Origin of the sequence: Syntrophotalea acetylenica, from assembly GCF_001888165.1 — a bacterium.
Taxonomy (GTDB): domain Bacteria; phylum Desulfobacterota; class Desulfuromonadia; order Desulfuromonadales; family Syntrophotaleaceae; genus Syntrophotalea; species Syntrophotalea acetylenica.
On the sequence record NZ_CP015455.1, the window covers coordinates 2,919,954 to 2,936,433 of the forward strand.

Annotated in this window: 13 protein-coding genes, 1 pseudogene and 1 riboswitch; all 14 genes and pseudogenes read left to right on the forward strand. The window is 60.3% G+C overall.

The annotated features are described in order from the left end of the window. Positions 1-116: 116 nt before the first annotated feature. Positions 117-1,241 carry an ABC transporter substrate-binding protein gene (locus A6070_RS13710; protein WP_072286293.1) on the forward strand — a complete coding sequence of 375 codons (1,125 nt, stop codon included), beginning with the start codon at positions 117-119 and terminating at the stop codon, positions 1,239-1,241. Positions 1,242-1,346: 105 nt separating this feature from the next. Next, positions 1,347-3,614 carry an ethanolamine ammonia-lyase gene (locus A6070_RS13715; RefSeq protein WP_072286294.1) on the forward strand — a complete coding sequence of 756 codons (2,268 nt, stop codon included), beginning with the start codon at positions 1,347-1,349 and terminating at the stop codon, positions 3,612-3,614. A gap of 172 nt (positions 3,615-3,786) precedes the next feature. Then, positions 3,787-4,608 (forward strand): hypothetical protein, encoded by an 822-nt coding sequence (locus tag A6070_RS13720; RefSeq protein WP_235605471.1) that lies wholly within the window; start codon positions 3,787-3,789, stop codon positions 4,606-4,608. Further along, positions 4,605-5,381 (forward strand): ABC transporter ATP-binding protein, encoded by a 777-nt coding sequence (locus A6070_RS13725; RefSeq protein WP_072286296.1) that lies wholly within the window; start codon positions 4,605-4,607, stop codon positions 5,379-5,381. Before A6070_RS13720 ends, A6070_RS13725 begins: the two co-directional genes overlap by 4 nt. Continuing rightward, positions 5,323-6,429 (forward strand): ABC transporter substrate-binding protein, encoded by a 1,107-nt coding sequence (locus tag A6070_RS13730; protein ID WP_083558514.1) that lies wholly within the window; start codon positions 5,323-5,325, stop codon positions 6,427-6,429. The genes A6070_RS13725 and A6070_RS13730 overlap by 59 nt, the downstream gene beginning before the upstream one ends. Further along, the gene (locus A6070_RS13735; RefSeq protein ID WP_072286298.1) at positions 6,413-7,468 is read left to right on the forward strand and encodes a FecCD family ABC transporter permease; all 1,056 of its coding nucleotides are present in this window, start codon (positions 6,413-6,415) and stop codon (positions 7,466-7,468) included. The genes A6070_RS13730 and A6070_RS13735 overlap by 17 nt, the downstream gene beginning before the upstream one ends. Positions 7,469-7,526: 58 nt before the next feature. Continuing rightward, positions 7,527-8,192, forward strand: coding sequence for an AAA family ATPase (locus A6070_RS15190; protein WP_083568968.1), 666 nt, complete (start codon positions 7,527-7,529; stop codon positions 8,190-8,192). Between the two features lie 5 nt (positions 8,193-8,197). Beyond that, positions 8,198-8,554, forward strand: coding sequence for an AAA family ATPase (locus A6070_RS15195; RefSeq protein ID WP_083568969.1), 357 nt, complete (start codon positions 8,198-8,200; stop codon positions 8,552-8,554). Between the two features lie 15 nt (positions 8,555-8,569). Then, positions 8,570-9,433: a DUF58 domain-containing protein gene (locus tag A6070_RS13745; protein ID WP_072286300.1), complete on the forward strand. Its 864-nt coding sequence runs from the start codon at positions 8,570-8,572 to the stop codon at positions 9,431-9,433. Positions 9,434-9,461: 28 nt separating this feature from the next. Then, positions 9,462-11,339 carry a hypothetical protein gene (locus tag A6070_RS13750; protein ID WP_072286301.1) on the forward strand — a complete coding sequence of 626 codons (1,878 nt, stop codon included), beginning with the start codon at positions 9,462-9,464 and terminating at the stop codon, positions 11,337-11,339. Further along, the gene (locus A6070_RS13755) at positions 11,332-12,444 is read left to right on the forward strand and encodes a vWA domain-containing protein (protein ID WP_072286302.1); all 1,113 of its coding nucleotides are present in this window, start codon (positions 11,332-11,334) and stop codon (positions 12,442-12,444) included. Before A6070_RS13750 ends, A6070_RS13755 begins: the two co-directional genes overlap by 8 nt. A gap of 86 nt (positions 12,445-12,530) precedes the next feature. Then, entirely contained in the window at positions 12,531-13,331 is an 801-nt protein-coding gene (locus tag A6070_RS13760; RefSeq protein WP_072286303.1) for a hypothetical protein, read from the forward strand. Positions 13,332-13,340: 9 nt separating this feature from the next. Further along, positions 13,341-14,366 carry a vWA domain-containing protein gene (locus A6070_RS13765; RefSeq protein WP_072286304.1) on the forward strand — a complete coding sequence of 342 codons (1,026 nt, stop codon included), beginning with the start codon at positions 13,341-13,343 and terminating at the stop codon, positions 14,364-14,366. Between the two features lie 224 nt (positions 14,367-14,590). Continuing rightward, a riboswitch (molybdenum cofactor riboswitch) is annotated at positions 14,591-14,710 on the forward strand. Positions 14,711-14,769: 59 nt separating this feature from the next. Continuing rightward, a pseudogene (locus tag A6070_RS13770) lies at positions 14,770-16,475 on the forward strand (aldehyde ferredoxin oxidoreductase C-terminal domain-containing protein). Positions 16,476-16,480 lie beyond the last annotated feature (5 nt).

Here is a 16,480-nt window from a genome sequence, read left to right on the forward strand (position 1 = left end):
GGGCCGCGATGCGGCCCCCGCCATGATGCCGGCGCCATGCCCGAAGCCCGGGAACTCTGCGACGGGTAAATATCAACGCCGTTTTTCTGAAACCCGCACGCGTCAGGAGGAACGTCATGAAAAGAACCTTGTGGGGAGCCGTCTCCGCCACGGCGGCCATGGTGGCCGCCGGCAGTCTGCTGCTGACCCCCGCCTGCACCAAACAGGAAAACACCCGGCCCGCCAAGGAAACCCTGCGCATTACCTGCTGGGCCGGCTATGCCAAACCCTATGTGGAAGATTTTCAGAAACTGGTCAGGGAAAAGTACAATGTCGATGTCGACGTGCAGATCCATAATCCCACAGATCAGGACGAATTTTTCCAGGCGGTGAAAAACAACACGGCGGACCTGATCTCACCGCCCATCGAGCTGCCCAAAATCCCACGTTTCTTTTCCTACCAGGAAGGCAGCCAGTACCTGCAGCCGGTGGACGTGAACAACATCCCGAACCTGGCCAGAATGATGCCGGTGTTCCGCGACGATCAGACCCCCTTCCACAATGGCGTGCGCTACGGCGTGCCCTATAACTGCGGCCCCTACGGTCTGGCCTACAACCGCGACAAGGTCGTCGAAGCACCCGCCAGCTGGAACGTGCTGTGGGATCCTCAGTACGCCGGGCAGTACACCATCAACAACAACTTCCCCAAGGTCAACGTCTGGATCGCGGCCCTGGCCCTCGGCTACGGCTATGAGGACATCTTCGATATCAACAAACTCGACCGTGCGAAAGTTCAGGAAAAGCTCAACGCCTTGGCCAAAAACGCCAGAAGCCTGTGGGACGGCGCCGCCAACCCGGACGAATTCCCGGAACTGGCCCTGGCCACCACCTGGGGATTTGCCGCCCAGGCCGCCAACCTTAAAGGCGGCAACTGGCGCCTGGCGACCCCGGCTGAGGGCGGCACCGCCTGGATCGATTGCTGGTATCTCGGCGCCGGCGCCAGGGACATGACCAAAACCCTGGCCGAAGAGTGGATCAATTTCTCCCTGGATCCCGAAAGGCAGGCCGATGTGGTCAAGTCCCAGGGCGTCTCACCTGTCATGGCCGATACCGGCGACCTCCTCAATGCCGAGGAAAAAGCCATGTTCCATGTGGGAGACGAAGCCTATTTCAAAACCGTGGCCCTGTGGCGGGTTCTCAGCGAAGAAACGGAACAGGCTTTCAACGCCATGTGGGAAGAAGCCAGGCAGCAGCGTCAATAACCGGTCGCGGGCGACGCACGCCGCCGTCCGCATAACCCGATTTTGCCCGCGCCCGCGTTATGCGGCGGGCGGGATCGCCCCATCAGACAAGACGGAGGTAACCGAATGTTAAAAAAGGGAAAACTCGCAGCAGGCATTACCGGCGCCCTGGTAATGACCTTCCTGGCCGGGATGGCCGGGGCCGTCACCATCGGCAGCATCAAGCCCGGTGAGGATGTGTTTCAGTATGTCAATCGCAGCAAGGGCAAGTTCGATCTGAGCCTTTATCAACAGGTCATCGGCGCCGCCAACGCTTTCAAGGAAGGCGACGAGGGGCTCGGTGTTGCCGCGGATAGCGAAATGTCCCGTCAAAACGCCCGCAAGCTGCTGGCGAACACCAGAATCAAGGACATTTATGACAACCCGCTGTTTGTGGACGGGCAGGAAAAACTGATCCGCAAAACCACCGACAAGGCCAAATACAACAAGATCAAGAGTATGACCATGGGCGAGCTGAAGCACTTTTTGCTCACCAGACCGGAAGCCGACATCAAGTCCATCATGGGCGGCCTGCACAGCGATGTGATCGGCTCGGTGGTCAAACTCATGTCCAACGACGAACTGATTCGCGTCGGCCAGAAAATCTTCAATACCCTGCCCGGTTCCAAAATCGGCGCCAAGGGCTATCTGAGCGCCCGCATCCAGCCCAACTCGCCGACCGACAACAAGGAAGACATTCAGCTGCAGGTTCTGAACGGCTTCGCCTACGCGGTGGGCGATATCGTTATCGGCACCAACCCGGTCGACAGCCAGCTTGAAGCCACCTTGCGGGTCGAAAACGCCCTGAAGGAAATCGTCACGGCCTTCAAACTCGAAAAGACGGTACCCTGGTGCGTTCTGGCCCACATCGACGGCCAGGCCGCCGCCGAAAAGGAAGTGCCCGGCTCCACCGCCATCTGGTTCCAGAGCCTGGCCGGTACCGAGAGCGCCAACAAGACCTTCGATCTGACCATCCAGAAGATGATCGACTACGCGAAAATGCGTAAAGGTCCGTACGGTCTCTATTTCGAAACCGGCCAGGGGGCCGACTACACCAACGGCCACGGCCACGGCTTCGACATGGTGGTGCATGAATCCCGCAAATACGGCTTCGCCCGCGCCCTGCAGCAGGAAATCGCCAGAACCAAGGGCGTGCCCGCCGACCAGGTCTGGCTGCACCTCAATGACGTTGCCGGTTTCATCGGTCCCGAGGTGTTCAAAACCCGCGAACAGCTGGTGCGCTGCTGTCTGGAAGATATCGTCATGGGCAAACTGCACGGCCTGGTGCTGGGTCTTGACATCTGCTCGACCCTGCACATGCCCGTCACCCTCGACGACCTGGAGTGGTGCCAGGACCAGATCGCTCCGGCCAACCCGGCCTATCTGATGGCCCTTCCTACCCGCAATGACCCGATGCTCAGCTACCTGACCACCGGCTTCCAGGACCATGTCCGCCTGCGCGAAAAGTTCGGCTTCAAGGTCAACGACGCCATGTGGAAATTTTTCCAGAAAATCGAAGTCATCGACGCCAAGGGCAAACCGACCAAACACTTCGGCGACCCGGCCTGGGTCTACTACAAATTCCGCCAGGCCAAGGGCGACAAGCGGTCCTTCAAAGAGATCTACGCTGAAGGTCAAAAGTCGATTGCCAATGTTCGCGGCCGCGGCGTCGACATGGCCGTGGGTTACGGGAAAAACATCTGGGACCTGGAACCGGTCACCAACAAGCGTATCCACGACCTGTATGACGACGCCAAAGTCAGCCTGTGGGCCGAATTCACCCCCGAATTCATCAACTCCATCCCCAACGCAGTGAGCATCAAGAGCCAGTCCCACGACCGCGAAAACTACATCGCCGCGCCTTCCACCGGCGAAGAGTTGTCCAAAGCCGCCGTGGCCACCCTGCAGAAGCTGTCAGCCACCTGGGGCGGCAAAGCTCCCGACGTGCAGGTAGTGATTTCCGATGGTCTGAACGCCAGGGCCATCATGGATGACGGGCATCTGATGCCTTACCTCAATGAGCTGAAGAAACAGTGTAAAAAAGCCGGCATGTCCCTGTCGGACAAAAACATCGTCGTGACCGGCGGCCGGGTGCGCGCTGGATACAAGGCCGGCGAAGTCCTGTACGGCAAGGCCGGCAGCAAGCCCAAAGCCATCGTTCACATCATCGGCGAACGCCCCGGCAGCGGCCATCATGCCTTCTCCGCCTATCTGGTCAAGGTGCAGCCTGGCACCTGGGCCAAGGCCGGCGCGGTCGACCACGACCAGTCCAAGGTTCTGTCCGGCATTTCCGACACGGGTCTGCTTCCCGCCGAAGCCGCCCGCCAGACGGTCAAGCTGCTGATGGAAATGTAACAGGCCTCCTATCCCTGAAATCGGCCCGGGCGGTGTTGCCCGGGCCAGCTTTTCCTCCCTCTGCCCGACGTTCCGCCCCCTGCTTCCGGCCGGAATGCGGATTCTGTAACGTAAATCACCGGGCCGCATCCCCGCGGCCCGGCTTTCCGGTGACCGCCGTCAGGATATGTCTATGCCCGAAACAGCTCTGAACACTTCCATGCCGGCGCCCCATCCCCGATCCCGCTCCCTGTGGCGGGAAGTCATGCACAAAACCGCTCTCTGGATGCAGGCCCTGGCATCAAGTCCCTATTATCGCTATGGCGAGATCGGCAACCTGTTGTACACTTTCGGTAAAAGCATTCTGGAAGGGGCGGTGCTCTACACCATGTTTTCCATGGCCCAGACCGAATTCAAGGTCGCGGCGATTCTCGGCGTGTTGACGAAATACTTTTATCCGGGCATCACTTTTATCAGCAACGTCAAGGTTTCCGCCTTCGTCGACTGTCTGGAGCGTTTTGCCGACCTCCGCCTCCAGGTGCGGCGGCTGATCGGCGCCATGGCGCTGGTGGGCGGCGGGCAGGCGCTGGGTGCGATACTCCTGCTGCTGTGCTACCCGCCTCTGTTCAACACCCTGTTCGGATCCATGGCGGGCGGGCGCTACGTGCTTATCGTTTTGTACCTGCTGCACCATATCTGCGACGGTTCGGCCCAGGTCGCCGAGGGACGCATCTGGTTCAAGCTGATCGAGATCAAGCTGCGCCACGGGCGTCTGAGCCGCATTTCGGAAAATTTCTGGGGCATTCACGCCATGAGTCAGAACATCCAGTTGATCGCCGGACTTGTCCTGCTGTGGGGAACGACCCTGACCACCGGCCTGTTTCAGGATTGCCTCGGCCATGCCGTGATGTGGGGCATCGTGCTGAGCGGAACCCTGCTTACCGCCCTGTCCAAATTCAGCCTGCCGCTGGCCTGGCAACTCACCCTGCGCCACCGGATGCAAGAGGAAGAATGACGGCACAACCGATTTTGCAAGTCGAAAACCTCGGATTCGCCATTGGAGACCATCAAATCCTGGCGGACATCAGCTGCGGTTTCGAAACCGGCGCCATCCACGGCCTGATCGGGCCCAACGGTTCCGGTAAAAGCACCCTGCTGCGCAATCTCTGCCGCATCTGGGAGCCGCAACAGGGACAGGTACTTATCGAAGGGCGCGACTACCGACGCCTGTCCCGCAAAACCCTGAGTCAGATGGTGACGCTGGTGCAGCAGGATACACGCCTCGATTTTTCCATCCTGGTTTCCGATTTTGTCGCCATGGGCCGCCACCCGCACCTGAAACGCCTGCAGTGGCTGCGGCAGCGGGACATGGACATCATCGAACAGGCTCTCCAGGTCACCGGCACCACGGTATTCCGCAACAGGCCGATCAACGAACTGTCCGGCGGCGAAGCGCAACTGGTCAGCCTGGCCCGGGCGCTGGCCACCGAAGCACCGATCATTCTGCTGGATGAGCCCACCAGCGCCCTGGACATTCGGCACAAGCTCGAGATCATGGATCTGCTGACCGGCCTGCGCGATGCCGGCAAAACCATCCTCATCAGCATCCATGATCTCGATCTTGCGCGACGTTACTGTGACACCGTAACCCTGCTGCAGCAGGGCCGGATCCACTATCACGGCCTGGCCGCGAAAGGCTTCGCCAAGCAACGCATCAAGGAGGTTTTCCATGTCGGCGTCGAGGAAATCGCAACCGAGCATGGCGTTTCGCTGCTGTTCTACCGTTAGACGCATCCTGGGCTCGGTGATGGTGTTAGCCATGGCCTGCCTTGCAACACTGCCGGCCGGCGCCGCCGCCGCGGAGACCGCCCGCAGCGCACGCAGGTTCCCTCTGGAGATGGATGCCCTGATGGGAGCGTTGAGCGATACCCGTGTGCCGGCGCTTGCGACCGGAAAAGGTTTCCCACGCAACGTCAGCTACCGCTTCACCCGTTACGATTTCGCAACGGATAAAATACATGAAGAACGGCGTTCCGTGATCCTGAAGCATCAGCCGAAGCGCATCATCCCTCACGCCACGGGGCTGACCGAAATTCTCTGGGCTATTCTGCCCCATGAACGCCTGGTGGCGGTGCATGAAAGCTGCAAGGACCGGCAGTTTTCCTTTCTGGCGACATTGCTGCCCGAAAACCTGCCGACTTACGGCACCGACGACGCCGAAATCGTCATCGGCTACCGCCCCGACCTGGTCATGACCTCCTTTTTTTCCAACGAGAACTTTCTCCATCAACTGCGCACCGCCCGCATTCCCATGGCGCAGTTCGGTTTCTTCGACGATCTCGATGCCATCGAAGAGCAGATCCTGCTGGCGGGGCGGCTGACCGGCGAGGAAGCTTCCGCCCGCAGGCTGGTCGCCGTCATGCACGAAAAACTGCGCGACATCCAGCTGGCGGTTAACAGGCGGCGCAGCGGCACCGTCAGGCCGCCTTCGGTACTGTATTATGACAACATGGCCTACGTGGCGGGGGCGGGTACCACCTTCGACAGCATGTGCAAGGCCCTTGGTGTAACCAACATCGCCGCCGCCAAAGGGATTCGCAACTTCAAACAGGTGGACTACGAAACCCTTCTGCAGTGGAACCCGGATGTGATCATCGTGCCGGAGGAAAGCAGTTTCGACCGGCAGCTCTACAGCCAGGAAATCCTGGCTGGCGCCAACGCCATACGCCGCGGGAACATCCGCAAGATGCCAACCGTCTACCTGCTGAGTTCCTCCCAATATCTGGTGGCCAGCATCAACTACCTGGCGGGACTGCTTTATGAATCGTCCTTCTGAGCACCGCCGTTTTTCCCTGACAGGCTTCGCCGCCTCGATCGCCGCGATGGGACTGCTGCTGACGGGCATGTTCCTGTCGATCCGTATCGGGCCCTGGGCCATCAGCCTGCAGGATACCGCCCGCATCCTGGCGTCCAGGATGCTGCATATGAACCTGCCGACCGATCCCGCGCTGGAAGCCATTGTCTGGCTCGGCAGGGTGCCCCGCACCCTGACCGGGGTCATGGTCGGCTTTGCCCTGGGCGCCGCCGGCACCATCATGCAGGGCATCTTTAAAAACCCCATGGCCAGCCCCGGGGTTATCGGCACCAGTTCAGGCGCGGCCCTCGGAGCGGTAACCGCCATTTATATCGGTCTGGCGGCCACCAGCATCTACGCGGTACCATCCTTCGCCATCCTGTTCGCCTTCGTGTCGATGCTGGTGGTACTGGGCATTGCCACCAGCGGCGGCTTGACCTCCCGTTATACCCTGCTGCTGGGCGGCATCGCCTTCAACGCCATTTTCGGCGCGCTTACCTCGCTGGTGATCGTCCTGTCGACGGATCAGTTCGAAATGGCCCGCCAGATCGTCGGCTGGCTGATGGGAGACCTGACCAACCGCAGCTGGCAGCACGTCTACATCGTGCTGATCATCACCCTTGTGGGCACCCTGTGGTCGCTGCTGTACGCGCGGGATCTGAACATCATCATGCTCAGCGAAGAGATGGCCGCCAACCTCGGCGTCAACGTGACCCTGTCGCGCAACATGCTGCTGTTTGTCGCCGCGCTGCTGACCGGCGGCGCCATCGCCGTCTCCGGCGCCATCGGGTTCGTCGGCCTGATCGCGCCGCATATCATGCGCAGCTTCGTCGGTTCCGACAATCGCCTGCTGATCCCGGCCGCCGGGATACTGGGCGGTGCGCTGGTCGTCTACTCGGACTGCGCGGTGCGGGTGTGGGGCGGCGGGGGGCTGCGTATCGGGGTGCTGACGGCCCTGCTCGGCGGACCGTTTTTTCTTTACCTGATCATTCGCGACCGGCGCAAGTTCGTGTTTTTCTGACCCCTTTCACCGGGCATGTGCCGAATGAAATTCTTTTTTTACCGGAGGCCGCAACGCCATGAACCAGACAGTCAGGGATCCCCGCCATGCCGACCCGTCCGTCGCGGAGGAATTCCGTCACAGGATCCAGCAGGTCGAGACCGAAATCGGCAAAGTCATCATTGGCCAGGACCGCATGATCGAGTCCATCATCTGCACCCTGCTGGCACAAGGGCACATTCTGCTGGAAGGCGTTCCGGGCCTGGCCAAAAGCCTCGCTGTCGCCACCTTCGCCCGCACCATCGGCGGCGAGTTCAAACGTATCCAGTTCACGCCGGACAAACTGCCCAGCGATATCACCGGCACCACCATCTTCAACCAGGCTACTGGCACTTTCACCTTCCACCAGGGTCCGGTATTCTGCAACATTCTGCTGGCCGATGAAATCAACCGCGCCGCGCCCAAGGTCCAGTCGGCACTGCTCGAAGCGATGCAGGAAAAACGTGTCAGCATCGACCGCGACCAGTACCGGCTGCCGGAGCTGTTCATGGTGCTGGCGACCATGAACCCGGTGGAACAGCTCGGCACCTACCCCCTGTCGGAAGCCCAGCTGGACCGGTTTATTGCCAAGGTCACGCTGAGCTACCCCCCCGGGAATTCGAGGAACAGCTGCTCAGGAAAAAAAGCACTGACTTCGACGAACTGCAAAAAGCCGTTCCGTGCCTGTTGCAACCGGATGAAGTAGTAGCCATGCAACACCACGTTGCCAAACGCGTCATGGTCTCGCCGTTAGTGATCTCCTACATCCTGGAGCTCTGCCTGCGTACCCGCCCCGAGTCGCAACAGGCGCCCGAGGCGATCCGCGACTTTGTTGCCGTGGGGGTGTCGCCCCGTGCCGGCGAACATCTTATCGCCTACTGCAAAGGCTTCGCCTTTTTACGGGGCCGGGATTACGTATCCTTCGAGGATGTCGATGCCTGTGTCATGCAGGTGCTGGCACACCGCATGATTCTCAGCGACGCCGCCATTCTGGAAGGCATCCGCGCGCAGGATCTGCTGCAGAACATCGTTGCCTCGGTTGCGCCTTACGCGCTGGTGAAACCATAAGGAACGGTTCACACCATGAAACCACGCTTCCACTTTACCATCCAGCTCAAGCATCCGCCGCGCAGCGAGATGGCCGGAGACTGGGCAGGATACGACAAGGGCACCGGCTATGAATTCTGGGGCCTGCGCAAATATATGCCCGGCGACAGCTGGAGCCGCATCGACTGGAAGGCGCGCGCCCGCAGCGGCGAACTTTACGTTCGGGAGTTCCTCAGGGACAGCGCCTATAACCTGCTGCTGATCTGCGACGTGAGTCCCTCCATGCACTTCGGCGGCAAATACGCCCTGGCCTGCGATCTGGCCATATCCCTGGCTCACGCCGCCCTGCGCGGCAACAATCCCTGCGGGCTGCTGTTGTTTGCCGATCAGGTGGTGGCCTGGCATCCGCCGAGCGCCGCGCCGCGGCAGTTTCATCGCCTGGTTACCGCACTGCGGCAGACGCCGCAACCCAAAAGCCGCCAGACGCGCCTGGCACCTGCTCTGGAATTCGTCATGAAGCGACTGAGCTCCTGCCTGGGGGTCATCATTTCCGATTTCCATACCGATCTGGGTGGCCTCGGGGGGCTGCTGGATGCCGCCGACAGTCGCCTTCCGGCGCATGAAATGGTGGCGCTGCACGTGCTTGAAGAAGCCGAGTATCGGCTGAGGGGCATCGGGGACGGGTTGCTGACCCTGCAGGACATGGAGTCCGGACGCCAGATGCCTCTGGACCTGAGCCATAAGCGCCAGTTCAATACCCTGCTCCGCCAGAACCGGGAACGCATCGTGCGGGCCCTGGCCAGGGCCCGCATCGATTCGGCATTGCTGCCGGTGGGGGCCAACGACCTCCAGGCCCGTGTCAACACCCTGTTTGCCAGGCGGCTTGCTGCCAGACTCTGATACGCACTGCTTAAGTCGAGGAAACACGATGATGAATGATCCCTGCGCCTGTCGCCAAACCTGCTTACGCACGATCTTTTCAAGATCCGCCAAACACCTCGTCCTGCTGAGCCTTTTGCTGCTGGCGGGAACCTTGCCCCTGGCCGCGGCGCAACCGTTGCCCGTCACGGAAGACGCACAACGCCAACCTGCCGCCGAGGCATCACCCGAAACCGGCGTCATGCCGGAAAGCGCGGCGGATCCTGCCGAGACAGCACGGCGTGCCTGTTTTGAACGTGTCTGGTCCGATTACCAGAACGATGTGTGGTTCTATGGCGAAGATGGCCGGCGCGTGCTACCCCGACCGGACCTGAAATGGCTGGTGGTGCGGCTCGCCGATGGCGGCCCGGCCCCGGCCGGAAGCGCGGTCGAATCTCCGGCCCCTGTCCCCGCCGATACAAGCATCACACCTGCCGCACCGGAAAACACGGCACCGGAAACCACGGACAGCGGTCCCGACATCGCCGGCGAGGCTCAGGCCATCGATAGCCCGACCGTCGAGCCCCCTTCGTTTGACACCCTCAATGAACGGTACGGCGAATATTTCAGCCATATCCTGTACGATCCCTTGCGGGCTCCGTCCACGGCCGCCTACCGATTAAGGCGCGACCTGTCCCAGGAAGCCTATCAGAGTCTGCTGACCCGCCTGCAACAGGACCGGATGGTACGTTACGCGCATCCGGCCTGGAACATCGGCGACCGCCTCTTCGCCCCTCTGGAACAGATCGAAATCATCTGGAAAACCGCCAGCGACGCGCGCCGTCGACAGGCACTGCTACAAGCTGTCGCCGCAACGGCCGACGGTGACGGCCCGGTTTCCAGCCGGCAGCAGGTCACCATCGATCCCTGTCGGCAAAGCGTCTGGGAAAGCGCCAACCTGCTTGCCGAAGACATTCTGGTGGAGCAGGCCCGGCCGCTGCTGATGCCGTTGGTTCCGCCGGTAGGCGTCCGTTTTTCCCTCGGCATGAACGGCGCCACTCCAGGCACCCCGATTCCGTTCGTCCTGGAAATCCGCTTCACCGAACGCATTAAAATCGAATCGAGCACCATCGCCAACCTCAATCTCAAGCCATCGGGGATCTTCCACAATCTGTACGACATCAGCTATGACGCGCCGTTAAGCGCCATAGACCTGAATCACAGCCCCATCCGCATCACCGGAAAACTCAGAATCTACGCCACCGGCGAATACAGCATCCCCGGCATCCCCGTCTATTACATCGACAGCCGCGCGCCTCAAAGCCAGGTGCAGCTGATCAAAACCGTCGAAGAACCGGTGCGCATCGCCGCCATGATCCCGGAAAGCACCGAAGGGTTCGATCTGCAGGTCGCTGCCGCGGGCCCCCTGACAGTGCCCGGACCCCGCCGGGCAACAAGCTCCCTCACTCTCCAGATAACGCTGCTGGCCGTTGGCCTTCTTTTGTCCGGGCTGGCCGCCGTTGCAACATGGTGGTGGCGTAAAAATATGAAAGAAGCGGACATACAGCCCGAAAACCATGTTTTAAATCAGCTGCAAACCGATGTGGACAACGCGATTGCCGCCGTTCGTCAACATGGAAGCCGGGATGCGCTGGCCGGGCTCGGCGTGGCCCTCAAGGCATACCTGGCTGAATTTTCCGGAATCGCCATGGACCGCCAGGGGGGCAGTCACGTGTCATTCCTGCGCCGCATCGAAGCCACCCTTCCAGCATCTGCCCGGCAAGCCGCCTCCGAGGTGCTTGCCTGTATCGACCATAGCTTGGCTCAGGAAACCGCTGGTATCCCGGAAGATCTGACGGCACGGGCGGGATGGCTTATCGAGACCCTGCAGGGATTGGCCAGCCCTGCTCAGCCATCGGACGAGCCGGAGCCAGAACACCATGGCTGATTTGCAACTCCAGTACCCTCTGGCGCTGCTGCTGCTTTTTCTGGCGCCCGGATTCCTGTGGCTGCGCCGGCGCACGCGACGCAAGCTGCCATTTCCCGCGGTGCCCCCGGAAATGGCGCAACTGCGGCCCGGATTCTGGAAACGCAACTACAACGGCATCCTGTTCGCCCTGGTGTATACATGCCTGGTCGCAAGCCTGGCCAATCCCGGCTACTCTCGCGAAACGATGGAAGAATTCATCGAATCGAAATGGATATTCCTGGCCCTTGACCTGTCCGGCTCCATGAAACGTCCGGTCAGCCGCTACTCCGACCAGACCCTGGGAGACCTTGCCCTGGATGGCATCGCTTCGTTTGTCGATATGCGCCGCGACGACGACTACATCGGTTTGATCGCCTTTTCCAGCTATGCCAAACTGCTGGCGCCGCTGACCTTCGACAAGCAACTGCTCAAGGCCAAACTCGATCTGGTGCGCAGCAGAAACCATTCGCGGATTTACCGTGAACTCGGTGCGGGGGGCGGCACCAACGCCTCGGAAGCGGTATGGCTGTCTTTGTCCGCGTTTTTTTCCATGCTGCCCGAGGAAAACCGCTTGACCGTCGAGCAGATTGCCGGCATGCGGGAATTCCTGCTCGGAAAACCGGGATCCTTGCTCGATATCCCGCGGAAAATCCGCGACGCCGCGCTCGGCAGGGGCATGGCCGTCATCCTTTTCACCGACGGGCGCATCGAGCCGACCCAGCGTGCCCATGTGCGCCACGGCGGCCTGCCGAACCTGGTCAACCTCATCACGTTGATGAAAGCGGTCGGCGTGCGGTTTTACATTATTTCCGTTGGCGGCGAAGTCGATCAGGCGGTGGAGGAAGCCATGCAACCGGCGGCGGGCGAAGCCACCGTCGGGCGCATTTTCGTCACCTCCAGGGGACTGGACCAGACACAGATCGAGGAGGTCTACCGGGAAATCGATATTCTGGAGACCAACCGCAACCTGACGCGAATTACCCTGCAACCCCGCTGGCTGCGGCAGCCACTGACCCTTCTGGGGCTTGGACTTGCCATCCTGCATCTGCTGCTGCGCAGCGTACCGGGGTTGCGCAAACTGTAAATGGCACTTTGGACCCATGACACGCCGACCGTTGCCGGCGCGTCTCCCAGGGAAAATTTTCCGCCGACCACTGCGAGGAATGCATCATGGCTCTTTTTTCGAATATTCTTCGGCGTTATCAACCCGCGATCCCCTTCATCCTGGCCACCATCGGCCTCACCGGTTTGCTGCTGGTGACCATTGGCGGCGTCGGCCTGTGGCGCAAGGTCCAGCATCACACGGCTCTGGAAAGGCTCAACACGCGCCTGGCAAGCGTGTCCGGCATCAAAGAACACGCCGCCGCCGCGGCCGAACTTGAAAAAATCACTGCCGATGCCGAAAAATCCGGACTGTCCCTGCCGCAAGCCGAGTATGCCCTGCTGGCGCGCACATGGCGAGCCCGTGTCGACGACTTCAAACAGATCACCGCCGCCCTCAACAATCGTTATCTGGCCGTCTCCCAGCAGCAGGATCTGAAAACTTTTCACGAACAGCTGCTCGCTTTACGCGACAGCTGCACAGCAGCTCTGGAAAACCCCGAAGCCCTTTTTGCCCCCATGCAATGGAAGTTGCACAATCTCAAGGGGAACGTTTCGGTCATGCTGGCCTACAGCGTACTGGCCTTCGAACAGGATGGGCGCAAGGCGGCAAAATTTCTGTCCGACGCCGTTGACGATTACAAAACCGCCATCGATCTCGTCGACGGTCTTCGCAGCACGTCACTGCAAAGGGCAATACCACGCTGGAACCTGGAACTTATCGTCGGGCTCGGTGAATACAGGCGCATCGGCCTGAGTGAAATCCCCCAGGAAAACATGTCCGAGGTGCAGGAACAACTCGAGGCGTTCATCCCGGATGTGGCCGGCTTCGCGCCCGGCGTGCCCCTGGACACCAGGGTGGAGAAATAGGCCAACGCCATGCGCTTTAGTCATCCGCACTGTTTCTGGCTGTTACTGCTGCTTGTCCCCGTTGCGTGGCGCATCTGGTCCACGGAGCGGTTTCTGGAGCGGTTGCGGCATCGGTTTCGATTCGATCGTAACGGCAGGGGAGCCTGGAGGCTTTATGGTCGCTGCCTGCTGCCTCTGCTCGGGCTGGCTGGAATGGTAGCCGCACTGGCCGGCCCCGCCATCACCGTCCTGCGGCAGGGAAACATCAGCGACAATCTGGTGCTGGCGATCGGCATCGATGTCAGCAAATCGATGCTCGCCGAAGACATGGCTGTCGGACGGCTATCGGGCCAACCGGCGGTGACCTCCGTATCCAACCGCCTGAATGCCGCCCGGCAACTGGTTCTGACGCTGCTGAGCCGACTGGAGGGAGAAAAGGTCGGTCTGTTCTTTTTTGCGCGCAACGGCATCGAAGTCGTCTCACCGACCCGCGATCACGGATTTCTGCGCTATATGGCGACGCATACCGATCTCGGCGATCTGACCGAATCGGGCAGCAACCTGATAGCCGCACTCGACAGCGGCATACTGATGGCTGCCAGCCAGACCGGCACCCCCGCCCGTGCAGTGATTCTGCTGACAGATGGCGAAGATACCGAAAACAACCAGGCAGAAATCCTGCAAAGCATCACCTCGCGTGACGCGCCCCCGCCCCCCGTGTTTACGATCGGCATCGGCCGCGAACGGGATGTCTTCATCCCCATACGACGCAAAGGCGCCGCCGATATCGACGGTTTTTTCACGGACAGCGAGGATATCCCCCTCAAAACCCGACTCGATGCCCGGACCCTGCGGGCCATCGCCGAAACCACCGGAGGCTCCTATATCCAGCTGACCGGCGAATCGCTCGATGACGTCGCTTCGCAACTGTTGCGCAATATCGGCACCACGGCGGCAACCCCCGCCGATCTGCCCCCGCGCCCCGCGCCTTTCGACCTTGCGCCTCTGTTTCTGGCAACGGGCCTGCTATGCTACATCCTGTTTTTGCTGCTCTAGTCAAAAACCCTGTCAACCCTTGGAAACAAGCCAAAAAACCACGCCGTTTCAATTCCTCCCAAAAACTTTTTTCAATAATGTTTTCAATGTGTTTTGAAATTCTGGAGAGAATTTATGACCATTTTGGAAATGTATACAGCATACCTTATTGAACTTTCGTTCTATTTTGTGTTATAAGTCAACAAATTGGAAAAAGTCTTTGACAACAGCATCAGCACCTGACGCAAAATTCCGATCTCCGAGCCTCGCTGCCTACTGGGAAGGTCCTTATGGCGACAGGCCGAAGGGTTCCGCTGGAAACAGTGGCGCCTCCCTCTCTGGAAAGGAGATTTCACCCGGAACCATTCCAAGAAAAGCAAAATTGGGAGGAAGCAAGACAATGAACAAAATTTTGCGCGTAAACATGAACGACCTTACCTGCAAGGTCGAGGAAGTCCCCGCCGAATACGCCACCCTGGGTGGCCGTGCGCTGACTTCCACCATCGTGGCCAAGGAAGTTCCCCCGCAGTGCCATCCCCTCGGCCCCAACAACAAACTGATTTTTGCTCCCGGCATGCTGTCCGGCACCCCGGCCGCCAACTCCGGCCGCATGTCTGCCGGCGCCAAGAGCCCGCTGACCGGCACCATCAAGGAATCGAACTCCGGCGGCACCAGCGCTCAGCAGTTCGCCAAAATGGGCATCAAGGCCATGATCATCGAAGGCCAGCCCAAGGATGACAAATGGTACCGCCTGCATGTCACCATGGACGGCGTGACCTTCGAGGACGCCTCCGAGCTGGTCGGCAAGCAGAACTTCGACGTCATTGACGCCATGAACGCCAAATACGATACCAAAATCGGCGTCATGACCATCGGCATCCCCGGCGAAAACCGCCTGGCCGCCGCCAACATCTCGGTGAAGGACCCCGACCAGAAGATCCGCTCCCATGGCCGCGGCGGTCTCGGCGCCGTTATGGGCTCCAAGAAAATCAAGTGTATCACCATTGACGCCACCGGCGCCGGCAAGGTTGAAATTGCGAATCCCGAAAAATTCCGCGCCGCCGCCAAGGTTTTCGCCAAAGGCATGCTCGATCACCCCGTAAGCGGCGAGGGTCTGCCCACCTACGGCACCAACGTTCTGATCAACATCCTGAACGAAGCCGGCGGCCTGCCGACCAAGAACTTCAGGTACGGTACCTGTGAACACCATGACCTGGTGTCCGGTGAAACCATGTACGACACCATCGTCAAGCGCGGTGGCCACCACAAGCATGGCTGCCACGCCGGTTGCATCATCCAGTGCTCCCAGGTTTATGTTGACGAAGCCGGCGCGTACATCACCTCCGGTTTCGAATACGAGACCGTCTGGGGTCTGGGCATCAACTGCCTGATCCAGAGCCTCGACGACTGCGCCCGCATCGATAACGCCATGGACAACATCGGCATCGACTCCATCGAAGGCGCCGTATTGCTCGCCGTCGCCATGGACGCCGGCGTATTGCCCTGGGGCGATGGCAAGGAAGCCCTGCGCATCATGAACGAGGAAATCGGCAAATGCACCCCGCTGGGCCGCATCCTCGGCAACGGCACCGCCTCCGTCGGCCAGGCCTATGGCCTGACCCGCGTTCCGGTCGTCAAGGGCCAGGGTATCCCGGCTTACGATCCCGCTCGGTCAAGGGTATCGGTATCACTTATGCAACCACGACCATGGGTGCCGACCATACCGCCGGTTACTCCATCGCCACCAACATCCTCAAGGTCGGCGGTTTTGTCGATCCCCTGAAGAAGGACGGCCAGGTTGAGTTGTCCCGCAACCTGCAGATCGCCACCACCTCCATTGACAGCACCGGTATGTGCATCTTCGTGGCCTTCCCCGCTCTGGACATCCCCGAAGTTCTGCCCGCACTGGTCGATATGTGCGCCGCCCGCTTCGGCGTCGAAATGAGCGTTGACGACTTCGTCGGCATGGGCGCCAGGATCCTGAAAATGGAGAAGGAGTTCAATACCAAGGCCGGTTTCACCAAAGAAGACGACCGCCTGCCCGAGTTTTTCGAATACGAGCCGATCCCGCCCCACAACGCGGTTTGGGATTTCACCCCGGCTGAAATCGACGAGCTCTGGAACTTCTAACATTC